This is a genomic window from Streptomyces sp. NBC_00178 (assembly GCF_036206005.1).
Taxonomy (GTDB): Bacteria; Actinomycetota; Actinomycetes; order Streptomycetales; family Streptomycetaceae; genus Streptomyces.
The window spans coordinates 5,338,886-5,361,004 of record NZ_CP108143.1; the positions used below are offsets into that span (position 1 = coordinate 5,338,886).

Genomic DNA, 22,119 nt, shown 5'->3' on the forward strand with positions numbered 1-22,119 from the left:
GCAGGTGAGGACGCGACGCAGGATCCGCAGGGCCCGACGATGCCGGGTCCGCTCAAGACACGCAGGAGCACGTGGTGATCGAAGAAATCCTCCTCGAGGCCGAGGAGAAGATGGAGAAGGCCGTCGTGGTCGCGAAAGAGGACTTCGCGGCGATCCGTACCGGCCGCGCGCACCCGGCGATGTTCAACAAGATCGTCGCCGACTACTACGGCGCTCTGACCCCGATCAACCAGCTCGCCTCGTTCTCGGTGCCCGAGCCGCGGATGGCCGTGGTGACCCCGTTCGACAAGACGGCGCTGCGCAACATCGAGCAGGCGATCCGTGACTCCGACCTCGGCGTCAACCCGAGCAACGACGGCAACATCATCCGCGTGACGTTCCCCGAGCTCACGCAGGACCGCCGCAAGGAGTACATCAAGGTCGCCAAGACCAAGGCCGAGGACTCCAAGATCTCGATCCGCTCCATCCGCCGCAAGGCCAAGGAGTCGCTGGACAAGCTCGTCAAGGACAAGGAGTCCGGCGAGGACGAGGTCCGCCGCGCCGAGAAGGAGCTCGACGACACCACCGCGAAGTACGTCGCGCAGGTGGACGAGCTGCTCAAGCACAAGGAAGCCGAGCTGCTCGAAGTCTGATGAACGACTCCTCCTGGGGCGCCCAGCAGGGAGCCGGCTACTGGGGCACGCCCGAGATGGGGGCGGCCCCGGCGGGTCCCGCGAACGATGTGCACGCCGCCCAGCAGACTCGGCCCATGCCCATCGTGCCGGACGTTCCCGACGAAGGTAGAGACGCTGACGACCGGAACAGGGACGCCGCGCGCGTCAGCGGCCCCCTGTTCCGCGACGAGAGCCCGCAGGAGCCCATGTCCACCACGCTGCCCCCACAGCCGCAGAAGAAGCGTGCGGGGCGTGACCTGCGTGCCGCCATAGGGGTCGGCGTCGGCCTCGGTGCCCTCGTCGTCGGCTCGCTGTTCATCGTGAAGGCCGTCTTCGTCGGCGTGATCGCACTGGCGGTGGTGGTCGGGCTGTGGGAGCTCACCTCCCGCCTCAAGGAACGCAAGGGGATCAACGCGCCGCTCGTTCCGCTGGCCGTCGGCGGGGCCGCGATGGTCGTGGCCGGCTACGTCAGGGGGTCCGAAGGCGCCTGGGTCGCCATGGCGCTCACGGCGCTCGCGGTGCTCGTGTGGAGGATGACGGAGCCGCCCGAGGGCTACCTCAAGGACGTCACGGCCGGTGTGTTCGCCGTCTTCTACGTGCCGTTCCTCGCCACGTTCGTCGCGATGATGCTGACCGCGGACGACGGTCCGTGGCGCGTGCTCACCTTCCTCCTGCTCACCGTGGTCAGCGACACCGGTGCGTACGCCGTCGGCTGGCGCTTCGGTACGCACAAGCTCGCGCCGCGCATCAGCCCCGGCAAGACGCGTGAGGGCCTGTTCGGCGCGGTGGCCTTCGCGATGGTCGCCGGCGCGCTGTGCCTGCAGTTCCTGATCGACGACGGGACCTGGTGGCAGGGGCTCCTGATGGGCCTCGCCGTCGCCGCCAGCGCGACGCTGGGGGATCTCGGCGAGTCCATGATCAAGCGGGACCTGGGGATCAAGGACATGGGCACGCTGCTGCCCGGCCACGGCGGCATCATGGACCGGCTCGACTCGCTGCTGCCGAGCGCTCCGGTCGTGTGGCTGCTGCTGGTGCTGTTCGTCGGATCCGGCTGACACGGCGCAGCAACCGTTCCACGCCAGGGCTGACGGGGCCCGCCGTCCATGGACGGCGGGCCCCGTTTTCCGTGCGTCGGTCAACGGCGCCTGGGAAACCTCCATCCGTTCCCGCGGGCCGTACGAGTACGAACACCTCGCACGGGGCCCGGACCGCGGCCGGGGAGGCGAGCGTCTGCCGGTGCCGTCCGTGCCGCGTGGGCCGGCGCCCCGTCCGGAGGCGGGTTCACAGCACCCCGAGCTCCCTGTCCGGTCGGCAGTACGGGCAGGCCGTGACCCCGTCCTGGGTGAGTGCGCGCAGAGCCTGCTCCCGGGTCATCGCCTCGGTCCGCTTTCCGCCCATGCCGCAGTCGCCGGTGTGTACGGAGTCCGCCTGGTTCCCGCCACCCGCGCGCAGCACGGACAGCTTCCAGCCGGCCACCGGCGGTGGCTTTGCGCGGGCCGCCCGGACGGCCGAGGCCTCCCGCTCCTCCAGCTCGGCGATGGTCCGATCGGTCCGGCCGAGCTGATAGGCCTGCCACTCGCGCACGATGCGGAGGCGATCCAGACGGGAAAGGTTATCGGACACATATTCGATTCTAGGTGCTGGTGTTCTGCCACGCGCACTCCCTCCCCGCTGTCCGGTGCCGCCGGACTTCGACCCTGTTCCGACCAACTGGAACCAATTGACGTGCGGGAGGGGCTGGCACCGACTGATCACCGTGCGTAGGGTTCCGCCATGGGTGACGAGATCACGACCACGATCGGCCGGAAGCTGTACTCGTTCGACGGTCGTGTACTGGAGATCTTCGGTGGTGACGTCTGCCGCTTCCACATACGCCACATGTACCTGCGCGTGACCGGCCCCGACCGGAAGGGCAAGCGGACGGTGGAGATATCGCATGGCCGGCCGGAACTCCCCGGCGGGCGCTAGATATGGCACTACACGGCCGGGGAATGGGAGCAGGCCCACGGACTGGCCTCGCTGCTGGAAGTGGTACAGGCAGCCATCGACTCCCCCTCGGGACACGAGACCGCGTGACCCGGACCGCCTGCCGGAACCCCGGCGACTGCGGCCGGGACGACTTCGACGGTCCAGAGGCGGACCGGTGTGATGCCTCTGGGGGGGGGTGATCAGGGCGTACGCGGTCCGGCCCCGGTTGCGTCGCCCCTGAGCCTACGGCGCGCCTGGTGGCCCCTTCGCTCGGACCACCGGGCGGCAGCCGCATGTGAACCGGTCCAGGCGCAGAGGGCGGCGCAGGACGCTTCCCGCCGTGCGATCGGTCACTGTCCCCGCACCGCGCCGTGCCACCGGCGCCCGTCAGAGGCCCGTCGGCGGCCCCCGCGTGGCCCCTGGTCCGCCGGCGGACCCGGGTACCTCGGCGTGTCTGCGACACTGGAGGAACCATGCCTAAGCCCGGAGAACTCACGTTTGTCGCGCCCCGCGGAGCCAAGCTGCCGCCGCGGCACCTCGCCGACCTCACACCCGACGAGCGCAAGGAAGCAGTCGCCGCGACCGGCGAGAAGGGCTTCCGTGCCAAGCAGCTGTCGCAGCACTACTTCACGCGGTACACGCACGACCCGGCCGAGTGGACCAACATCCCGGCCGGGTCGCGGGACAAGCTCGCCGAGGCGATGTTCCCCGACCTCATGTCGGTGATCCGTCACATCAGCACCGACGACGACACCACCCGCAAGACGCTCTGGAAGCTGCACGACGGGACGCTCGTCGAGTCCGTCCTCATGCGCTATCCGGACCGGGTGACCATGTGCATCTCGTCGCAGGCCGGGTGCGGCATGAACTGCCCGTTCTGCGCGACCGGGCAGGCCGGCCTCGACCGGAACCTGTCGACCGCCGAGATCGTGCACCAGATCGTGGACGGCATGCGCGCGCTGCGCGACGGCGAGGTCCCGGGCGGGCCGGCACGGCTGTCCAACATCGTGTTCATGGGCATGGGCGAGCCGCTGGCCAACTACAAGCGTGTGGTCGGGGCGATCCGGCGGCTGACGGACCCGGAGCCCGACGGCCTCGGGCTCTCGCAGCGCGGGATCACGGTGTCCACGGTCGGCCTCGTCCCCGCCATGCTGCGCTTCGCCGACGAGGGCTTCAAGTGCCGTCTCGCGGTCTCCCTGCACGCCCCGGACGACGAGCTGCGCGACACCCTCGTCCCCGTGAACACCCGCTGGAAGGTGCGCGAAGTCCTGGACGCCGCGTGGGAGTACGCCGAGAAGTCCGGCCGCCGCATCTCCATCGAGTACGCGCTGATCCGCGACATCAACGACCAGGCGTGGCGGGGCGACCGGCTGGGCCGACTGCTCAAGGGCAAGCGGGTCCACGTCAACCTCATCCCGCTGAACCCGACGCCGGGTTCCAAGTGGACCGCCTCGCGGCCCGAGGACGAGAAGGCGTTCGTGGAGGCCATCGCGGCCCACGGCGTGCCGGTCACCGTCCGGGACACCCGCGGCCAGGAGATCGACGGGGCCTGCGGTCAGCTGGCGGCCTCCGAGCGCTGAGGGGACCTCGGCCGGGCCCGGCGATGCCGGCCCGGCCCGCGGCTCCCCGTGCCGCCGCGGCTCCCGGTGATCCCGCCGGTGCCGGGCGGTGCCGCCGGTGTAGCCTGGTCCGAAAATCAACTTCATATTCCGACAGGGGAGCGCCACAGCGCTGAGAGTGCGGCACCGAGGACAGGTCGGCCGCAGACCCTCTGAACCTCGCCCGGGTCATTCCGGGTAGGAAGTTCGGACCTTACTCAAGCTGTTGCGCCCTGCCCGCTCGCCGAGCGGGTGGGGCCGCGTCTCTTCCTGGTCATCTCCAGGAGGATCACATGAACACCACCACGAAGTACGCGGCCACGGCACTCGCCGCCGCGCTCGGCGTGTCCGTGCTCGCGGGCTGCGGAGGTGCCGACGACGGTGCCTCGGGCGGGGGAGCCGGGGGTTCCGAGACCGTCACGCTGGTCAGCCACGACTCGTTCAACGCCTCGGACGCCGTCCTGAAGGCGTTCACGAAGGAGACCGGCTACACGGTCAAGGTGCTCAAGAGCGGTGACGCCGGAGCGGCGCTCAACCAGGAGATCCTGACCAAGGGGTCCCCGCGCGGCGACGTGTTCTTCGGTGCCGACAACACGCTGCTCTCCCGCGCCCTCGACAACGGCCTGTTCACGCCGTACAAGGCCAAGGGCCTCGAACGGGTCGCGGCCGACACGCAGCTCGACGCCGGCAAGCACCGGGTCACGCCCGTCGACACGGGCGACATCTGCGTCAACTACGACAAGAAGTACTTCGCCGACAGGAAGCTCGACCCGCCGCAGTCCTTCGACGACCTGCTGAAGCCCGCGTACAGGAACCTCCTCGTCACCGAGAACGCCGCGACCTCCTCGCCCGGCCTCGGATTCCTCCTCGGTACCGTCGCCGCCCACGGCGAGACCGGTTACCAGGACTACTGGAAGAAGCTGAAGAGCAACGGCGTCAAGGTCGTCGACGGCTGGGAGCAGGCGTACAACGAGGAGTTCTCCGGCTCCGCGGGCGGGAAGAAGGCCAAGGCGGACCGGCCGCTCGTCGTCTCCTACGCCTCCAGCCCGCCCGTCGAGGTGCTGTACGCCGATCCGCAGCCCACCGAGGCCCCCACCGGCGTGGCCACCGGCACGTGCTTCCGCCAGATCGAGTTCGCCGGCCTGCTGGACGGCGCGAAGAACGAGGCGGGCGGCAAGGCGCTGCTGGACTTCCTGATCAGCAAGCGGTTCCAGGAGGACATGCCGTTGAACATGTTCGTGAACCCGGTGGCGAAGGACGCGAAGCTGCCGGAACTCTTCACGAAGTTCGGCGCCACCGTGGACAAGCCCGCGACCGTGGCCCCGGAGAAGATCGCCGAGAACCGTGAGCAGTGGGTCCAGTCATGGTCCTCGCTCGTCGTGAAGTAACCGCGCCTCCCGCGTGGCGGGGGAACGCGGCGCGGTTCGGGCTGATGGCTCTGCCCGTCGCGTTCTTCGCGCTGTTCTTCGCCTACCCGGTCGCCGCGATCGTCGGCCGGGGGCTGAGGGCGGACGGGGTCTGGCGGTTCGGCCGCATCGGCGAGGTGCTGAGCCGGCCCGACATCCTGGACGTCCTGTGGTTCACCACCTGGCAGGCCCTCGCCTCGACGGCGCTGACCCTTCTGATCGCGCTGCCCGGCGCGTACGTCTTCGCCCGCTTCGACTTCCCGGGCAAGCAACTGCTGCGCGCGGTGGTGACGGTGCCGTTCGTGCTGCCGACCGTCGTGGTCGGCACGGCGTTCCTGGCGCTGCTGGGACGCGGAGGGCTCCTCGACGAACTCTGGGGGGTACGGCTCGACACCACGGTGTGGGCGATCCTGCTGGCCCACGTGTTCTTCAACTACGCCGTCGTCGTGCGGACGGTGGGCGGACTCTGGTCCCAGCTCGACCCCCGGCAGGAGGAGGCCGCCCGGGTGCTCGGCGCCGGACGTCTCGCCGCCTGGCGACGGGTGACCCTGCCCGCGCTCGCGCCCGCGGTGGCCGCCGCCGCGCTCATGGTCTTTCTCTTCACCTTCACCTCCTTCGGTGTCGTCCAGATCCTCGGCGGTCCGGCGTACTCCACCCTGGAGGTGGAGATCTACCGGCAGACCGCGCAGCTGCTCGACCTGCCGACGGCCGCCGTGCTCACCCTGGTGCAGTTCGCCGCGGTCGGCGGAATCCTCGCCGTCCACGCCTGGACCGTACGGCGCCGGGAGACGGCCCTGAAACTGGTCGACCCTGCGCAGACCTCCCGGCCTCCCCGTGGCGCCGGGCAGCGGACCCTGCTGGGCGGAGTGCTGCTCAGCGTCCTCCTGCTCGTCCTGCTCCCGCTCGGCGTGCTCGTGGAACGCTCCCTGGACACCTCGGGCGGCTACGGGTTCGCCTTCTACCGCGCGCTGCAATCGGCCGACGCCAACGGCTCGACCTTCCTCGTGCCGCCGCTCGACGCCATCGGCAACTCCCTGCGCTACGCACTGGCCGCGACCGTCATCGCCCTGGTGATCGGCGGCCTCGCCGCCGCCGCGCTGACCAGGCGACGCGCGGGCCGGCTGGTACGGGGCTTCGACGCGCTGCTGATGCTGCCGCTCGGGGTCTCCGCGGTCACCGTCGGCTTCGGCTTCCTCATCACCCTCGACCGGCCGCCGCTGGATCTGCGTACGTCCTGGATCCTGGTCCCGCTCGCCCAGGCGCTGGTGGGCGTCCCCTTCGTCGTACGGACGATGCTGCCCGTCCTGCGCGCGGTGGACGACCGGCTGCGCGAGGCCGCGGCCGTACTCGGTGCCTCGCCGCTGCGGGCGTGGCGGGAGGTCGACCTGCCGCTGGTCCGGCGGGCGGTGCTCGTGGCCTCGGGCTTCGCGTTCGCCGTGTCGCTCGGGGAGTTCGGCGCCACCGTGTTCATCGCCCGGCCCGACAACCCCACCCTGCCGGTTGCCGTGGCCAGGCTGCTGGGACGTTCGGGCGAGCTCAACTACGGCCAGGCGATGGCGCTCAGCACGATCCTCATGCTCGTCTGCGCGGTGTCCCTGCTCGTGCTCGAACGAATCCGCACCGACCGATCCGGGGAGTTCTGATGATGCTGCACGTGGACGCGGCCACGGTCCGGTTCGGTGGGCGGACCGCGCTCGACGCCGTGGACCTGGAGGTCGCCGACCACGAGATCGTCTGCGTGCTGGGGCCGAGCGGCAGCGGGAAGTCGACGCTGCTGCGGGCCGTGGCCGGGCTCCAGCCCCTGGACGCGGGGCGGGTGCTCCTGGACGGCGCCGACCAGGCTCCGCTGCCGGTGCACCGGCGCGGGCTCGGCCTGATGTTCCAGGACCACCAGCTGTTCCCGCACCGGGACGTCGGCGCGAACGTCGAGTTCGGGCTGCGGATGCACGGCGTACCCCGCGCCGAGCGCGAACGCCGGGCCGGGGAACTTCTGGACCTGGTCGGTCTGCCGGGCGCCGGCCGCCGGGCCGTCGCCTCGCTGTCCGGCGGCGAGCAGCAGCGGGTGGCCCTCGCCAGGGCACTGGCGCCCCGCCCCGGACTGCTGATGCTCGACGAGCCGCTGGGCCAGCTGGACCGCAGCCTGCGCGAACGCCTCGTCGTCGAACTGCGCACCCTCTTCGGCCGGCTGGGCACCACGGTGCTCGCCGTCACCCACGACCAGGGCGAGGCGTTCGCCCTCGCCGACCGGGTCGTGGTCATGCGCGACGGAAGGATCGCCCAGGAGGGCACCCCGCTGGAGGTCTGGCAGCGTCCCGCGTCCCCCTTCGTGGCCCGTTTCCTGGGCTTCGACAACCTGGTGGACGCGACGGTCACGGGCACGGTCGCCGATACCGTCTGGGGGAAGGTCCCGGTACCCGACGGATCCCCTCAGGGCACATGCGAACTGCTGGTCCGGCCCGGCGGTGTCCGGCTGGGCGCCCCGCGCGACGGCCTGCGCTGCACGGCGGGCGTACGGACCTTCCGGGGCCACCACGTCAGCGTCGTCCTGCACCCCGACGAGGGGCCCGGCCTGGAGGCCGAGTGCGCCCTCGCGGACACCCCTGAGGAGGGGGCCGTGGTGGGGGTGACCTTCGACCCGGCGGAGACGGTGGTCCTGCCCCGGACCGGATAGCGTGCCGCGCGCGGGGGACCGGCCCCGCGCGCGCCGTCCAGGCACCGCGTGACCGGGTCTCCGAGGCCCGGACCGTCCCCGGGCACCTCGCCGGCCGGCGCGGTGGCGGCGCGGAACCCGGGATCAGCTCCCGGCGGCAGCGTCCGTCAGCCGGGCCAGTGCCCCGGCGGCCTCGTCGACGGAGTCGACGAGCGCGATACGCGACTCCATCGCCCGGCCGGCCGCCAGGGCGCGCAGGAGCGGCCACGCGGGCAGCTTCTCCGTCCAGTGCGCGCGGTTCACCAGCACCATCGGGGTGGGCGCCGACCGTGACTCGTAGTAGTTCGGCGTCGCGTTGTCGAAGATCTCCTGCACCGTCCCCGCGGCGCCGGGCAGGAAGATCACACCGGCGGTCGAGCGGGCCAGCAGGCCGTCCTCGCGCACGGCGTTCGCGAAGTACTTGGCGATGTGGTCCGCGAAGGCGTTCGGCGGCTCGTGGCCGTAGAACCAGGTGGGCAGCGCGACCGAGGAACCGCCGTCGGGCCAGCGCTCGCGCACCGTGAACGCCGCCGAGGCCCAGTCGGTGACCGAAGGACTGAACGACGGGGCCGCGGCGAGGACTTCGCATGCCTTGAGTAGCATCGCGTCGGAGTGCGGGGCGGCGTAGGCGCCGAGGTTGGCCGCCTCCATGGCGCCCGGCCCACCGCCCGTCGCCACGGTCAGACCGCTGCGGGCCAGCTCACGGCCGAGCACGGCGGCGCCCTGGTACTCGGCGGAGCCGCGCGCCATCGCGTGGCCGCCCATGACGCCCACCACCCGTGCGCCCGCGAGGTGTTCGTCCAGCGCGTCGGACACCGCGTCGTCGTGGAGGGCCCGCAGCATCGACGCGAAGACGTCGCCGTTCGACCTGGTCAGCTGGAACCAGCTGTACGCCCGCGCGTCCGGCGTCGAGGCGTAACCGCCTTCGGCCAGGCCCTCGTAGAGCGCTTCCGGGGTGTAGAGCAACCCGCGGTAGGGGTCGAACGGCAGACCCGGGACCGGAGGGAAGACGAAGGCACCGTCCGCCCGTATCTTCGCCTCCGCGCGCGGCGCCACGCGGCAGCCGAGGAACACCGCGCCGCGGGTGTCGGTCCTCAGCAGGGCGTCGCCCCGGTCCGACAGGTCGAGGGACTGGATGCGGTGTCCGGCCAGGGATCCGGCCGCGACCGCCCGGTCGAATGCGGTGAGCGTCTCGATCTCGACGCCGGGTGCGTACGTACTCTCGTCCGAATTCTCCACGTGGCCATGCTACGTACCGCCACGGCGGAGGAGGTCACTCCGTCAGAGGCAGGGCCGCCAGCTCCGCGACCGCCCAGGTCAGCGGGACGAAGATGGCGAGCAGTACCAGCGCGCGCAGGGCGGCGGCGCTGCGGAGCGCGGAGGCGGGCGCGCCGAGGCGCAACAGGGTCCCGGCGGTACGCGCGCGCGCCTGCCTGGCTTCCAGAGCCGAGGTCAGGAGCGTCGCCGTGGTGCAGCCGATGACGAGGACCGCGCCGAGCGCGGTGAGCGGACCGAAGGGCCGGGGACCGCCGGTGTACAGCACGGATGCGGCGACCACCCCGGACACCACCGCGCAGAGGATGCCCAGCGGGCGGCCGACCCGCGTCGCCTCGTCCATCAGGACACGGCCCGCCAGCAGGCGCACGGCCCCGGGGCGCACGGCCTGGAGCAGCCGCCCGCACAGATGGGTGAGACCCGGACCCGCCATGGCCAGGCCGACCGCCGTGAGGACCCAGCCCACGAGCACGGCCGCCGGGGTTGAGTCCAGCCGGCCGGGCAGCGGGAGGGGGCCGGCCGCCGAGCCGCGGCTCGCGTAGGCCTCCACCGCGAGACCGGCCGCGGTCAGCGCCACGCCCCAGGGCAGGCCCGTCGGCGCCGGCGCGGGGGCGAGTTCCGCCTCGGCCTCCTGGGCCTCGGAGGGCGCCACCGGCCGGGAGCGTACGGCGAATCCGCTCGCCGCCGAAGCGGCCAGGGGGACCACGGCCAGCAGCACAACGACCGCGGCGAGCGGCAGGGAGGTGCCCGCGCCCAGGAACTCGGCGGCACCTCCGTCGAACGGCAGCCCGCTGAGGTCCCCGCGCAGGTGCAGGAAGAAGAGGAGGGCCACCATCGAGCCCAGCGTGGTGGACACGGCGGTGGACACGGCGGCGAGCGCCGCCAGCCGCACCGGACCCAGACCCGCGGCGAAGAGCCCGGGGCGCGGGCGGGTGCTCGGATCGGTACGGGCCACGGCGACGGCGAACTGCACGGTCGCGGCCAGCGGTACCGCGCACCACAGCAGCCGCAGGACGGAACTCGACGCGTCCGCCGGGTGCCCGGACGCGTATCCGAGGGTGCACAGCAGCAGGAATCCGACCCCGGCCGACGCGGCGGCGAGGACCAGCCGCCGCATCAGGACCAGGGGGTGCGATCCACGGGTCAGACGGAGAGCGAGCACGCCGAGCGGCCTTCCGGGTCGGACGCGGCGGGCAGGGCGGTGGTGTTGACGCGGCGGCCGTCCAGCAGACCGACGACGCGGTCGGCGAGCGCGGCGATCTCGGCGTCGTGCGTGGCGAGGACGACGGTGATGCCGTGCGACCGGGCCGCCGTGGTGAGGGTGCGCAGCAGCTGTGCGCGTTCGGCGTGGTGCAGCGACGCCGTCGGCTCGTCGGCGAAGATCACGGAGGGCGACGCCGTCAGGGCGCGCGCCACCGAGATGCGCTGGCGCTGCGCCTGAAGCAGCGCGTGAGGACGCTTCTTGGCGAGCGGGCCGATGTCCAGCCGTTCCAGCCACTCGGCGGCTGCCTTCTTCGCGGCGCGGTGCGACACGCCCTGCAGCAGCAGCGGGAGGGCGGCGTTCTCCCAGGTGGTCAGCTCCGGTACGAGCTGGGGCTCGGCGCCGATCCAGCCGAACCGCTCGCGGCGCAGCCGCTCGCGCATCCGGGGGCCCATGGTGTGCACGGGGACGCTGTTGAACCACACCTCGCCCTGCTCGGGCACCAACTGACCCGACAGGCAGTGCAGCAGGGTGGTCTTCCCGCTCCCGCGCGGGCCGGTGACGGCGAGGATCTCGCCGTCCCGGACACCGATGGACACACCGGACAGCCCCGGGGATCCGTTGTGGGAGTGGTGCAGGGAACGTCCCCAGATCACGTCGTTGTCGGGCGGGGCCACCATGGCGTACACCTCGGTTCGGATCGGATTTCCCATTGCCCCGTACGGGGGAACGAATACAACGAGAACGAAGCCGTTCGGTCACTCGGCACGCTAGGCAGCCCGATCGGAGTGTCGGGACAGCACACGGCCCGGATGCGCCCCTTCTCACTCGAAAGGGTGCATCCGGGCCGCGTAGAGCGTATGAGATGACTTCCGGAGGGGTGTTCCCCGTGTCCCGGACGTCGGTCAGAGCTTCGTCCAGGCCTCCGTCAGGACGTTGCGGAGGATGCCCTCGATCTCGTCGAACGTCGACTGGTCGGAGATCAGCGGCGGCGCGAGCTGCACGACCGGGTCGCCCCGGTCGTCGGCCCGGCAGTACAGGCCGTTGTCGTACAGCGCCTTGGAGAGGAAGCCGTACAGGACGCGCTCGGTCTCCTCGTCGGTGAACGTCTCCTTGGTGGCCTTGTCCTTCACCAGCTCGATGCCGTAGAAGAAGCCGTTGCCCCGGACGTCGCCGACGATGGGCAGGTCGTGCAGCTTCTGCAGCGTCGTCAGGAACGCGTTCTCGTTGTCCAGGACGTGCTGGTTGAGGCCCTCGCGCTCGAAGATGTCGAGGTTGGCGAGGCCGACCGCGGCGGAGACCGGGTGGCCGCCGAACGTGTAGCCGTGCAGGAAGGTGTTGCCGCCCCGGTAGAACGGCTCGGCCAGGCGGTCGGAGATGATGCAGGCGCCGATGGGGGAGTAGCCCGACGTCATGCCCTTGGCACAGGTGATCATGTCCGGGACGTAGTCGAACTTGTCGCAGGCGAACATCGTGCCGAGCCGGCCGAAGGCGCAGATGACCTCGTCGGACACGAGCAGCACGTCGTACTGGTCGCAGATCTCCCGCACCCGCTGGAAGTAGCCGGGCGGCGGCGGGAAGCAGCCGCCCGCGTTCTGCACCGGCTCCAGGAAGACCGCGGCGACCGTGTCCGGGCCCTCGAAGAGGATCTGCTGCTCGATCTGGTCGGCGGCCCAGCGGCCGAAGGCCTCCGGGTCGTCGCCGAACAGGGGCGCGCGGTAGATGTTGGTGTTCGCCACCTTGTGCGCGCCGGGCACCAGCGGCTCGAAGGGGGCCTTGAGGGCGGGGAGCCCGGTGATCGACAGGGCGCCCTGCGGAGTGCCGTGGTAGGCGACCGCGCGCGAGATGACCTTGTACTTCGTCGGCTTGCCCTGAAGCTTGAAGTACTGCTTGGCGAGCTTCCAGGCGGTCTCGACCGCCTCGCCGCCGCCGGTGGTGAAGAAGACCTTGTTGAGGTCGCCCGGTGCGTGATGGGCGAGCCGCTCGGCGAGCTCGACGGCCTTGGGGTGGGCGTAGGACCACACCGGGAAGAAGGCCAGCTCCTGGCCCTGCTTGTACGCCGTCTCGGCGAGCTCGTGGCGGCCGTGTCCGGCGTTGACCACGAAGAGGCCCGAGAGACCGTCGAGGTAGCGCTTGCCCTTGTCGTCGTAGATGTAGGTGCCTTCGCCACGCACGATGGTGGGAACGGGCGCGTTCTCGTAGTCCGACATGCGGGTGAAGTGCATCCACAGGTGGTCGTACGCGGTACGGCTGAGGTCCTTGCTCACGGCTATCGGGTTCCCCACATATAGGTCTGCTTCTTGAGCTTGAGGTAGACGAAGCTCTCGGTGGAGCGCACCCCGGGTATGGCCCGGATGCGTTTGTTGATCGTCTCCAGCAGGTGGTCGTCGTCCTCGCAGACGATCTCCACCATCAGGTCGAAGGAGCCCGCGGTCATCACCACGTACTCGCACTCGGCCATGGCCGACAGGGCTTCGGCCACCGGGTCGAGGTCGCCCTCGACGTTGATGCCGACCATCGCCTGGCGCCGGAGCCCCACGGTGAGCGGGTCCGTGACGGCGACGATCTGCATCACGCCCTGGTCGAGCAGCTTCTGGACGCGCTGTCGTACGGCGGCCTCGGAGAGGCCCACGGCCTTGCCGATCGCGGCGTAGGGACGGCGTCCGTCCTCCTGGAGCTGCTCGATGATTGCGAGGGAGACGGCGTCGACCGCTGGTGACGATCCGCTCCCGTTCCTGGAGTCTGCGCTACGGCTGGCCACGTCTCCACTGTGCACCGCTACTCGTCTGTCTGGCAAGCGTGAATCGATGAAATTCGTTGTCTGAGTGCTCGAATCTCACTGAATCCGAAGTTCACGATGGTTGGGTGTGTCGAAAGCGTAGCCACACGGTTTAGGGTGGAAGTCTCACCCATCGGACAGCCGACAGGAGGGGTGGTTGTGACCACCGAGGTGCGCCGTCTGCGCAACTACATCAACGGAGAGTTCCGGGACGCCGCGGACGGGCGGACCATCGACGTGGTCAGCCCGGTGACGGAAGAGGTCTACGCGACCTCCCCCCTCTCGGGACAGGCCGACGTCGATGCCGCCATGGACGCCGCCGCTGCCGCGTTCCCGGCGTGGCGTGACGTCACGCCCGCCGAACGCCAGAAGGCCCTGCTGAAGATCGCGGACGCCTTCGAGGAGCGCGCGGAGGACCTCATCGCGGCCGAGTCGGAGAACACCGGCAAGCCGCTCGAGCTCACCCGCACCGAAGAGATCCCGCCGATGGTGGACCAGATCCGCTTCTTCGCCGGCGCCGCGCGACTGCTCGAAGGCCGCTCGGCCGGCGAGTACATGGAGGGACTCACCTCCATCGTCCGCCGCGAGCCCGTGGGCGTGTGCGCCCAGGTCGCGCCGTGGAACTACCCCATGATGATGGCCGTCTGGAAGTTCGCCCCGGCGCTCGCCGCGGGCAACACCGTCGTGATCAAGCCGTCCGACACCACTCCGGCGTCGACCGTGCTGATCGCCGAGATCATCGGACAGATCCTGCCCAAGGGCGTCTTCAACGTCATCTGCGGCGACCGCGAGACCGGCCGCGCGATGGTCGAGCACCCGACGCCGGCGATGGCCTCCATCACCGGCTCGGTGCGGGCCGGCATGCAGGTCGCGGAGTCCGCGGCCAAGGACGTCAAGCGCGTGCACCTGGAGCTGGGCGGCAAGGCTCCGGTCGTCGTCTTCGAGGACGCCGACATCGCCAAGGCGGTCGAGGGCATCTCCGTCGCGGGCTACTTCAACGCCGGCCAGGACTGCACGGCCGCGACCCGCGTCCTGGTCCACGAGTCCGTCCACGACGAGTTCGTCACCGCCCTCGCCAAGGCGGCGGCCGACACGAAGACCGGCATGCCGGACGACGAGGACGTGCTCTACGGCCCGCTCAACAACGCCAACCAGTTCGCCCAGGTCAGCGGCTTCATCGAGCGGCTCCCCGCGCACGCCAAGGTCGAGGCGGGCGGTCACCGGGTCGGCGAGAAGGGCTACTTCTACGCCCCGACCGTCGTGTCCGGGCTCAAGCAGGACGACGAGATCATCCAGCACGAGGTCTTCGGCCCCGTCATCACCGTCCAGTCCTTCACCGACGAGACACAGGCGCTCGAGTACGCCAACGGCGTCGAGTACGCCCTGGCCTCCTCGGTGTGGACCAAGGACCACTCCCGCGCGATGCGGATGTCCAAGAACCTGGACTTCGGGTGCGTGTGGATCAACACCCACATCCCGCTGGTGGCCGAGATGCCGCACGGCGGATTCAAGAAGTCCGGCTACGGCAAGGACCTCTCGGCATACGGCTTCGAGGACTACACCCGCATCAAGCACGTCATGACCTCGCTCGAAGGCTGAGCGACGACGCTCCTGAGCAGCGACACCACCGGGACGGCGACACCCCCGGGGGCGGCGCCTCACCGACGGCCCCGGGCTCCCGCCCGGGGCCGTTCGCGTGTCCTGCGGGGGACCGGCGGGACACGCGCGCGTCACGGGCGGTGCGGACCGCCGGGCTGGGCAGGGCCGCGCGCATGGACAGGGTGTGCGCAACGGCCCCTGCGCGCTGGACGGTTGGTCCATTGCCCGGCGCGGTGACGGACCGACATGCTGCGCGGGTGCGCTCGATTCCGGACCACCTCATGTCCCGTCGTTCCCTGCTGCGTGCCCTCGGTGCCGCACCGGCCGGTGCGGCCCTGGCAGGCTGCGGTGTGCCCGCCGCCTTCGTCGAGCCGGGGGACCGCTCCGGTCCGGACAGTTCGGACAGCGACCGCTCGCTGCACTTCGCCAACTGGCCGCTGTACATCGACACCGACGACGAGGACGAGTCGAGGCGGCCCACGCTCGACGCGTTCTCGCGCCGCACCGGGATCTCCGTCACCTACACCGAGGAGATCAACGACAACGACGAGTTCTTCGGGAAGATCAGTCCGGCCCTGATGAACCATCAGCCGACCGGCCGGGACCTCGTCGTCGTCAGCGACTGGATGGCGGCCCGGTTCGTGCGCCTCGGCTGGGTGCAGGAGATGGACCGGTCGCGGCAGCCCAACGTCACCCGATACCTCGACCCGCAGCTGCGCTCGCCCGCCTTCGACCGCGGGAGGCGGCACAGCGTCCCCTGGCAGTCCGGGATCACGGGCATCGCGTACAACCGGGCGGAGCTCGGCCGCGAGATCCGGCACACCGGCGATCTCTGGGCGGACGACCTGCGCGGCCGCGTGACGCTGCTGTCCGGCCTCGACGAGGCGTTCGCGCTGCTGATGCAGGGCAACGGCGCCGACATCACCCGGTGGACCGCCGACGATTTCCACACGATGTGCGACCAGGTCGAACGCCGTGTGCGGTCCCGTCACATCCGGCGCTTCACCGGCAACGACTACATCAAGGACCTGGCCGACGGGGACGTGGTCGCCTGCCAGGCCTACTCCGGGGACGTCGTCCAGCTCCAGGCGGACAACCCGGACATCCGGTTCGTGGTGCCCGAGGAGGGGGCCGAACTGTGGTCGGAGTCCCTCATGATCCCCGATCTCGCCCGTCACAAGCGCAACGCGGAGGCGCTCGTCGACCATTACTACGATCCGGAGGTCGCCGCGGAGCTGGCCGCCTGGGTGAACTACGTCTGTCCGGTGCCGGCCGCCCGCGAGATCCTGGCCTCCTCCAAGGACGAGGAGACCGCCGCGCTCGCCGAGGCCCCGCTGATCTTCCCGGACGGCGCGATGCGTGAACGCCTCGCCGTCGCCCGGGACATCACCTCCGGCGAGCGCCCCGCCTTCGCGAAGCGGTGGAACGGCATCGTCGGTCTCTGACGGCAGGCCGGGGTGGCGGGTCCCGTCCCGGCCGGGGGCCTCGCGCCTCTGTCGCCGAACGGCGCCGGGTGCGGCACGTGCGGAGGGCGCACGGGGCCTCCCGGGGTGCTGCTCCGGGTCGGAAAGCCCAGGCCCACCCCTCTTTTTGAACGCGTTCATGGCGTGCGTACTCTTCCTGGCATGAGCGAGCGAGCGCTGTCGCGGCGCATACGCGTGTGGCTGGTCGTCTTCATCGTCTGCCTGGTGCTGAGCGGACTGACCGCCTTTCCCCTGGTGCACGAACTCCGTTGGACCGAGAGCCTTCTGACGTCCTCGGCCTCCCCCTTCCCCGAACACCTGCCGGCCCTCACCGAGTGGATCACCCGGGTCCGGACCGGCCTCGACGAGGCCGACGCGAAGTACCCCTTCGTGCTGTACGGCACCGACTGGCTGGCCTTCGCCCACCTGGTCATCGCCGTCGCCTTCTACGGGCCCTACCGCGATCCGGTCCGCAACATCTGGGTGATCGAGTTCGGCATGATCGCCTGCGCGGGGATCATTCCGCTGGCCCTGATCTGCGGACCGATCCGGGACATCCCTCTCTGGTGGTCGGTCATCGACATGTCCTTCGGTGTCTTCGGCGTCATCCCCCTGCTCGTCGTCCGACGCATGATCAAGCGACTGGAGGCGATGGGGGACACGCCCGCCCGTCCGTCCCCCGTCCCGTCGCCGGCCTGACTCATCCCGCCGACGGGGCCCCGAAGGCCGCCACGACGACGCCCATCGCCGTGCGGTTCACGTCCTGCCCCTTCGCGTCCGTCGAGTTGACGCTGTAGACGAGCGTCCTGGACAGGTCGCGGGTGGCGGCCAGCACCGAGTTGTAGCCCCAGCGGCCGCCGGTCTTGCCCCACACCTGGCGCCCGCCCAGAGTCATCGCGCCGAGTCCCGCGCTGAACTGGGCGGGCCCACCCGTGCCGTACGTCCGCACCGAGGAGTCCGGCAGCGTGAACATCTCCTCCAGCAGCGGACCACGCACCACCTGGCCCCGGAACAGGGCCACGGTGAAGCGCTCCAGGTCGGCGGTCGTCGAGATGACGTCCCCCGCCGCCCAGCCGTCGGTCGCGCCCCACACCGACACGTCCCGCAGCTCCGTGTCCCCCGCCGGTGTCGGGAACGCCTGGTAGCCGTGGTTGTGCGGTCCGTGGATCCGCGGGTCTGCGCCCGGGAACGAGGTGGAGCGCAGGCCCAGCGGCCGCAGGATGCGCAGGCCTACCTGGTGGGCGTACGCATCGCCGGTCACCCGCTCGATGAGCAGCCCCAGCACCGTGTAGTTGATGTTCAGGTAGTGCTGGCTCGTCCCGGGCGCGAACTCCGGCCGCCGCGCCGTGGCGGAGGCGACCATGTCGCGCGGTGCGTGCGGGTCGAAGCGCCCGGCGTACCACTCCTCCAGGGTGTCGCCCGGCATCAGGGCCGCCGGTAGGCCGCTCGTGTGGTTGAGCAACTGCCGGACGGTCACTCCGCCGTAGGCCGCCGGGATCAGGTCCGGGAGGTAGTGCCGCGCCGCGCGGTCCAGGTCCAGCCGGCCCTCGGAGGCCAGTTGCAGCGCGGTGGCGGCGGTGAACACCTTGGTCACCGATCCGGCCCGGAAGCGCCCCCGCGGGTCCGCGGGGCGGTTCGAGACCAGGTCGTGCACGCCGGAGCTCCCGTGCCAGCTGCCGCCGGTGCCGCCGACCCGCACCAGTGCCGCGGTGGCGTCCTCGTCCGGCAGCCCGGAGACCGCTGCCCGCAGGGCCGCGGCGTCCGCCGCCGGGATGCCGTGCGAGGCCGTGCCGGCCGACGGCCCCCGGTGTGCCGGGGCGGGAGCCGCCACCGCCGGTGTGGCCGGACCGGACGCGATGCCGAGGATCAGGGCCGTGGCCAGGAGTGTGCGCGTGCGGGTGTTCATCGATGCCTCCAGGAGGTGGAGCCGGTGACCGGCCGATGACTCCATCCTGTTGACCGGGCGACCGGGGCGGATCACCCGAGCGAGGGGTCCTGCGGGGGAGATCCGCTCCCTCGGCCGGGGGAGGCCCGGGGCAGGACCTCCCCCGGCCGGGGGAGCGGCCCGCGTGCCGCTCAGTCCGGGAAGGGGGAGACCAGTCCCGTCTCGTAGGCGCAGATGACCGCCTGGACGCGGTCACGGAGGCCCAGCTTGGACAGCACGTTGCCCACGTGCGTCTTCACCGTGTGCTCGCTGACCACGAGCGCCGCGGCTATCTCGGCGTTGGAGAGCCCCCGCGCCAGGTGCAGCAGGGTCTCTCTCTCCCGGGCGGTGAGCGCGTCGAGCAGCTCCGCCCGGCGGACCTGCCGGTCCACGGGCGGCCGGGAGGTGTACTCGGCGATCAGCCGGCGGGCCACGGACGGGGCGACCAGTGAGTCCCCGGCCGCCACCACCCGGACCGCGTGGACCAGGTCGTCCCGGCGCACGTCCTTCAGCAGAAAGCCGCTCGCGCCCGCGTGCAGGGCCTCGTAGACGTACTCGTCGGAGTCGAAGGTGGTCAGCATGATCGCGCGGCAGCCGTCCGGTCCGGTGACCGCCCGGCATGCCTCGATGCCGTCCAGCACCGGCATCCTGACGTCCAGCAGGGCGACGTCCGGCCGCAGCGCGCGCACCGCCTCGACGGCCTGCGCACCGTCACCCGCCTCGGCGAGCACCTCGATGTCCGGCTGCGCGCCGAGGATCATCGCGAAACCGCTGCGCACCAGCTCCTGGTCGTCGGCCACCACCACCCGGATCGTCAACTCCCCACCCCCTGGGCGGAGACCGTGAGGGGCAGGACGACGTGCACCTGGTAACCGCGGCCGTCCGGGCCGGCCCCGGCCCGGACCCGCCCGCCGTGGGCGGCGGCGCGTTCCCGGATGCCGATCAGCCCCAGACCGGTGGTGGTGCCCGGCCCCCGGCCGTCGTCCGTCACGGTGACGGTGACCTCGTCGGCGGCGCAGTGCAGCCGCACCGTCACCGCCGTCGCGCGGGCGTGCTTCACGACGTTCGTCAGTGCCTCCTGCACGATCCGGTGGACCGTGGCCCCGGTGTCGTCGGGAACGCTCCCGGGCTCCCCGGCCGACGCGAACTGCACCTGGAGGCCGCCCGAGCGGACGCGTTCCAGCAGGACCGGCAGCCCCGTCAGTCCGGGCTGGGGCGACCTCGGGGACACCCCGTCCTCCCGGCCGCCGTCCCGCAGCACGCCGAGCATCCGGCGCAGCTGCACCATGGCGTCCCTGCCCGTCTCCGAGATGGCGTCGAAGGCGGCCTCCGCGCACTCCGGAGCCGTACGCACGGCCACCGGGCCGGCCTCCGCCTGCACGATCATCAGGCTCACCGCGTGCGAGAGGACGTCGTGCATCTCCCGTGCGATCCGGGCGCGTTCCCGCGCGGCCGCCCGCTCGGCCTCGTTCCGGTGGGTCACCTCCCGTTGCACCGCACGCTCCTCCATCGCGCGGACGTACGCCTTGCGGGTGTGGAGGGAGCGGCCGAACGCGTAGGCCGCGGCGAACACGAACAGCGAGAACAGCAGTTCCCTGGCCTCGCCGGTGTTCAGTGCCACCGACGGGAACACCACCGCGAGCACCAGCAGTCCGACCGACAGCCGCCGTCCCGGGGAGGACAGCTCCGCCACCGTGCAGAACGCCACGAGCCCGGTGTACGGCAGGGGCTGGCCGGGGCCGTCCACGGCGAACCGGTACAGCGCGCCCGCCGCCAGGACCGCCAGCAGCACGGTGACCGGGGCGCGTCTGCGTGCCACCAGCGGCAGCACGGTCAGTGTGGTCAGTCCGTAGGCCGCCCAGGTGGCGGCGGGCAGGCCCGCGGGGCGCGGCACCACGAACGGCATCGTCACCGCCGCCTGCACGAGCAGCGCGATGCCGGCGTCGGTGGCCCACGTCCCGCGCGGGAGCCACCGGGCCCAGGGTCTCGGCATCAGGGCTTCCGGCCGACGGCGCCGAACTGCGCGACCTCGGGATTCCGCGCGGCCGGGCCGGCCCGCCAGCGCGAGCAGGAGACGATGCCCGGCTCCAGGATCTCCAGGCCGTCCAGGAAGGAGGCGACGTCGGACCGGCTGCGCGCGGTGATCGGCGGTGTCGCGTTCTCGTTCCAGAAGCGCATCGCGGCCTCGTTGCCCCCGCCCCCCAGTTCCAGCGTCGGGTGGGTGAGCACCAGATGGCTGCCGGACGGCAGCGCGTCCATCAGCGTGGTCACGATGCGCCGGGCCTCGTCCGTGTCCAGGACGAAGTTGAGGATGCCCAGCATCATCACCGCGACGGGCCGCCCGAGGTCCAGGGTGTGTCCGGCGAGCCGCAGGACCAGCTCCGGATCCCGGGCGTCCGCCTCGACGTACTCGGTGGCGCCCTCGGGGGAGCTGGTGAGCAGCGAGCGGGCGTGGGCCAGCACGATCGGATCGTTGTCGAGATAGACGACGCGGGCGTCGGGCGCCGTGTGCTGGGCGACCTCGTGGGTGTTGTCCGCCGTCGGCAGGCCGGTGCCGATGTCGAGGAACTGGCCGATGCCCGCGTCCCCGGCCAGATGGCGCACCACCCGGCCCAGGAAAGCCCGGTCCGCGCGGGCCACTTCGCCGATGCTCGGATACATGCCCGTCACCTGCTCGCCGACCGCGCGGTCCACGGGGAAGTGGTCCGTGCCGCCCAGCCAGTAGTTCCACACACGGGCGTTGTGGGCGATGTCGGAACGGACACGGGCTGGGACCGCGCGAGGGCTGGACTCGGACACGACTGCTCCTGGGATCACGGACGGTACGGCGCACCGACCATGATGCAGGATCGATCAAGTGCGCGAGGGGGCGGCCGAGTTGGCGATGACGGTGCGCAGCGCACCGATGCGGTTCGTCGTGATCGAGTCGGCGCCGCACGCGATCAGCCGGCGCATCGTGCGGCGGGTGTCCGCCGTCCAGGCGGACACGAGCAGACCGTCGGCGTGGACGCGGTCGGTGATCTCGCGGCTGAGCAGGCCGAACCGGTAGTTCAGCCAGCGCGGCCGCACCGCGTCGAGCAGCACGGGGCGCGGAGGTGCGAGCGTCGTCCAGGTCAGGGCGATCTCCGCGGACGGATCGGCGGCCCGCACGCGCAGCATCGCGTGCGTGTCCGCGCAGTAGTACACCTGCTCCCGGGCCCCGCACTCGCGGACCGCGCCGACGGTCCGCCGCACGGAACCGTCGGTCGAGCCGGGGAGATCGACCATGACGCGGCAGGAGCCGGCGGCGGACAGCGCCTCGTCCAGGCTGGGCACCCCGCCGCGGGTCCGCTCCTGGAGCTCCTTGTGGTCCAGCCGGTCGACGCGCACGTCATGGCCCCACAACCGCTCAAGGGTGGCGTCGTGGAGCAGGACCGGCACGCCGTCGCGGGTGACGCGGACGTCGATCTCGACCGCGTCCGCGCCCCGTTCCGCGGCGGACCGGATCGAGGGCAGGGTGTTCTCGCGGGCACGGTAGGGATCGCCGCGGTGGGCCACGGCGGTGACGGTGGTGGTCATGGGGCC

General features: G+C 71.5%; 21 protein-coding genes. 10 read left to right on the forward strand and 11 right to left on the reverse strand.

Features of this window, described 5'->3' with window-relative positions:
- Positions 1–74 precede the first annotated feature (74 nt).
- Complete coding sequence (frr, locus tag OHT61_RS23555; RefSeq protein ID WP_031100531.1) at positions 75–632, forward strand: ribosome recycling factor; 558 nt, start codon at positions 75–77, stop codon at positions 630–632.
- The gene (locus tag OHT61_RS23560) at positions 632–1,708 is read left to right on the forward strand and encodes a phosphatidate cytidylyltransferase (protein WP_329040933.1); all 1,077 of its coding nucleotides are present in this window, start codon (positions 632–634) and stop codon (positions 1,706–1,708) included. The genes frr and OHT61_RS23560 overlap by 1 nt, the downstream gene beginning before the upstream one ends.
- 226 nt (positions 1,709–1,934) lie before the next feature.
- On the opposite strand, the gene OHT61_RS23565 is transcribed toward OHT61_RS23560, so the two are convergent.
- A complete protein-coding gene (locus tag OHT61_RS23565; RefSeq protein ID WP_329040934.1) occupies positions 1,935–2,276 on the reverse strand; it encodes a DUF6233 domain-containing protein in 342 nt (113 codons plus the stop codon).
- 150 nt (positions 2,277–2,426) lie between these two features.
- Here OHT61_RS23565 and OHT61_RS23570 point away from each other — a divergent pair, with 150 nt between their 5' ends.
- From OHT61_RS23570 to OHT61_RS23590, 5 genes are all read left to right on the forward strand, one after another.
- Positions 2,427–2,621 carry a hypothetical protein gene (locus OHT61_RS23570; RefSeq protein WP_329040936.1) on the forward strand — a complete coding sequence of 65 codons (195 nt, stop codon included), beginning with the start codon at positions 2,427–2,429 and terminating at the stop codon, positions 2,619–2,621.
- A gap of 473 nt (positions 2,622–3,094) precedes the next feature.
- Positions 3,095–4,201, forward strand: coding sequence for a 23S rRNA (adenine(2503)-C(2))-methyltransferase RlmN (gene rlmN, locus OHT61_RS23575; RefSeq protein WP_329040937.1), 1,107 nt, complete (start codon positions 3,095–3,097; stop codon positions 4,199–4,201).
- Positions 4,202–4,512: 311 nt separating this feature from the next.
- On the forward strand, positions 4,513–5,607 hold the full coding sequence (locus OHT61_RS23580) for a thiamine ABC transporter substrate-binding protein (RefSeq protein ID WP_329040938.1): 1,095 nt from the start codon (positions 4,513–4,515) through the stop codon (positions 5,605–5,607).
- A 44-nt stretch (positions 5,608–5,651) separates the two neighbouring features.
- Entirely contained in the window at positions 5,652–7,268 is a 1,617-nt protein-coding gene (locus tag OHT61_RS23585; protein WP_329040940.1) for an ABC transporter permease, read from the forward strand.
- A gap of 2 nt (positions 7,269–7,270) precedes the next feature.
- Entirely contained in the window at positions 7,271–8,296 is a 1,026-nt protein-coding gene (locus OHT61_RS23590) for an ABC transporter ATP-binding protein (RefSeq protein WP_329043377.1), read from the forward strand.
- Between the two features lie 123 nt (positions 8,297–8,419).
- On the opposite strand, the gene OHT61_RS23595 is transcribed toward OHT61_RS23590, so the two are convergent.
- The 5 genes from OHT61_RS23595 to OHT61_RS23615 form a co-directional block, all read right to left on the reverse strand.
- The gene (locus OHT61_RS23595; RefSeq protein WP_329040941.1) at positions 8,420–9,553 is read right to left on the reverse strand and encodes an LOG family protein; all 1,134 of its coding nucleotides are present in this window, start codon (positions 9,551–9,553) and stop codon (positions 8,420–8,422) included.
- A gap of 34 nt (positions 9,554–9,587) precedes the next feature.
- Complete coding sequence (locus OHT61_RS23600) at positions 9,588–10,751, reverse strand: hypothetical protein (protein ID WP_329040943.1); 1,164 nt, start codon at positions 10,749–10,751, stop codon at positions 9,588–9,590.
- Complete coding sequence (locus OHT61_RS23605; RefSeq protein ID WP_329040944.1) at positions 10,733–11,470, reverse strand: ABC transporter ATP-binding protein; 738 nt, start codon at positions 11,468–11,470, stop codon at positions 10,733–10,735. Before OHT61_RS23605 ends, OHT61_RS23600 begins: the two co-directional genes overlap by 19 nt.
- A 225-nt stretch (positions 11,471–11,695) precedes the next feature.
- Positions 11,696–13,075: an aspartate aminotransferase family protein gene (locus OHT61_RS23610; protein ID WP_329040945.1), complete on the reverse strand. Its 1,380-nt coding sequence runs from the start codon at positions 13,073–13,075 to the stop codon at positions 11,696–11,698.
- Positions 13,060–13,566: an Lrp/AsnC family transcriptional regulator gene (locus OHT61_RS23615; RefSeq protein WP_329040946.1), complete on the reverse strand. Its 507-nt coding sequence runs from the start codon at positions 13,564–13,566 to the stop codon at positions 13,060–13,062. The genes OHT61_RS23610 and OHT61_RS23615 overlap by 16 nt, the downstream gene beginning before the upstream one ends.
- 162 nt (positions 13,567–13,728) lie before the next feature.
- On the opposite strand from OHT61_RS23615, the gene OHT61_RS23620 reads away from it, so the two are divergent.
- From OHT61_RS23620 to OHT61_RS23630, 3 genes are all read left to right on the forward strand, one after another.
- On the forward strand, positions 13,729–15,168 hold the full coding sequence (locus tag OHT61_RS23620) for a gamma-aminobutyraldehyde dehydrogenase (RefSeq protein WP_329040947.1): 1,440 nt from the start codon (positions 13,729–13,731) through the stop codon (positions 15,166–15,168).
- A gap of 281 nt (positions 15,169–15,449) precedes the next feature.
- Complete coding sequence (locus OHT61_RS23625) at positions 15,450–16,613, forward strand: polyamine ABC transporter substrate-binding protein (RefSeq protein WP_329040948.1); 1,164 nt, start codon at positions 15,450–15,452, stop codon at positions 16,611–16,613.
- A gap of 180 nt (positions 16,614–16,793) precedes the next feature.
- A complete protein-coding gene (locus OHT61_RS23630; protein ID WP_329040950.1) occupies positions 16,794–17,330 on the forward strand; it encodes a hypothetical protein in 537 nt (178 codons plus the stop codon).
- A 1-nt stretch (position 17,331) separates the two neighbouring features.
- Here OHT61_RS23630 and OHT61_RS23635 read toward each other — a convergent pair whose 3' ends face one another.
- The 5 genes from OHT61_RS23635 to OHT61_RS23655 form a co-directional block, all read right to left on the reverse strand.
- Positions 17,332–18,537 (reverse strand): serine hydrolase domain-containing protein, encoded by a 1,206-nt coding sequence (locus OHT61_RS23635; protein ID WP_329040952.1) that lies wholly within the window; start codon positions 18,535–18,537, stop codon positions 17,332–17,334.
- Between the two features lie 170 nt (positions 18,538–18,707).
- The gene (locus OHT61_RS23640; RefSeq protein ID WP_329040953.1) at positions 18,708–19,373 is read right to left on the reverse strand and encodes a response regulator transcription factor; all 666 of its coding nucleotides are present in this window, start codon (positions 19,371–19,373) and stop codon (positions 18,708–18,710) included.
- Positions 19,370–20,548, reverse strand: coding sequence for a sensor histidine kinase (locus OHT61_RS23645; RefSeq protein WP_329040955.1), 1,179 nt, complete (start codon positions 20,546–20,548; stop codon positions 19,370–19,372). Before OHT61_RS23645 ends, OHT61_RS23640 begins: the two co-directional genes overlap by 4 nt.
- Entirely contained in the window at positions 20,548–21,354 is an 807-nt protein-coding gene (locus OHT61_RS23650; protein ID WP_329040956.1) for an SAM-dependent methyltransferase, read from the reverse strand. Before OHT61_RS23650 ends, OHT61_RS23645 begins: the two co-directional genes overlap by 1 nt.
- 54 nt (positions 21,355–21,408) lie before the next feature.
- Positions 21,409–22,113: a glycerophosphodiester phosphodiesterase gene (locus OHT61_RS23655; RefSeq protein WP_329040958.1), complete on the reverse strand. Its 705-nt coding sequence runs from the start codon at positions 22,111–22,113 to the stop codon at positions 21,409–21,411.
- Positions 22,114–22,119 lie beyond the last annotated feature (6 nt).

Bases quoted from the DNA above. Each gene is read 5' to 3' on its own strand.
- rlmN (WP_329040937.1), top strand. From the start codon at position 3,095: ATGCCTAAGCCCGGAGAACTCACGTTTGTCGCGCCCCGCGGAGCCAAG.
- OHT61_RS23585 (WP_329040940.1), top strand. From the start codon at position 5,652: ATGGCTCTGCCCGTCGCGTTCTTCGCGCTGTTCTTCGCCTACCCGGTC.
- OHT61_RS23560 (WP_329040933.1), top strand. From the start codon at position 632: ATGAACGACTCCTCCTGGGGCGCCCAGCAGGGAGCCGGCTACTGGGGC.
- OHT61_RS23590 (WP_329043377.1), top strand. From the start codon at position 7,271: ATGCTGCACGTGGACGCGGCCACGGTCCGGTTCGGTGGGCGGACCGCG.
- OHT61_RS23625 (WP_329040948.1), top strand. From the start codon at position 15,450: ATGTCCCGTCGTTCCCTGCTGCGTGCCCTCGGTGCCGCACCGGCCGGT.
- OHT61_RS23635 (WP_329040952.1), bottom strand. From the start codon at position 18,537: ATGAACACCCGCACGCGCACACTCCTGGCCACGGCCCTGATCCTCGGC.
- OHT61_RS23605 (WP_329040944.1), bottom strand. From the start codon at position 11,470: ATGGTGGCCCCGCCCGACAACGACGTGATCTGGGGACGTTCCCTGCAC.
- OHT61_RS23655 (WP_329040958.1), bottom strand. From the start codon at position 22,113: ATGACCACCACCGTCACCGCCGTGGCCCACCGCGGCGATCCCTACCGT.
- OHT61_RS23570 (WP_329040936.1), top strand. From the start codon at position 2,427: ATGGGTGACGAGATCACGACCACGATCGGCCGGAAGCTGTACTCGTTC.
- OHT61_RS23630 (WP_329040950.1), top strand. From the start codon at position 16,794: ATGAGCGAGCGAGCGCTGTCGCGGCGCATACGCGTGTGGCTGGTCGTC.
- OHT61_RS23580 (WP_329040938.1), top strand. From the start codon at position 4,513: ATGAACACCACCACGAAGTACGCGGCCACGGCACTCGCCGCCGCGCTC.
- OHT61_RS23645 (WP_329040955.1), bottom strand. From the start codon at position 20,548: ATGCCGAGACCCTGGGCCCGGTGGCTCCCGCGCGGGACGTGGGCCACC.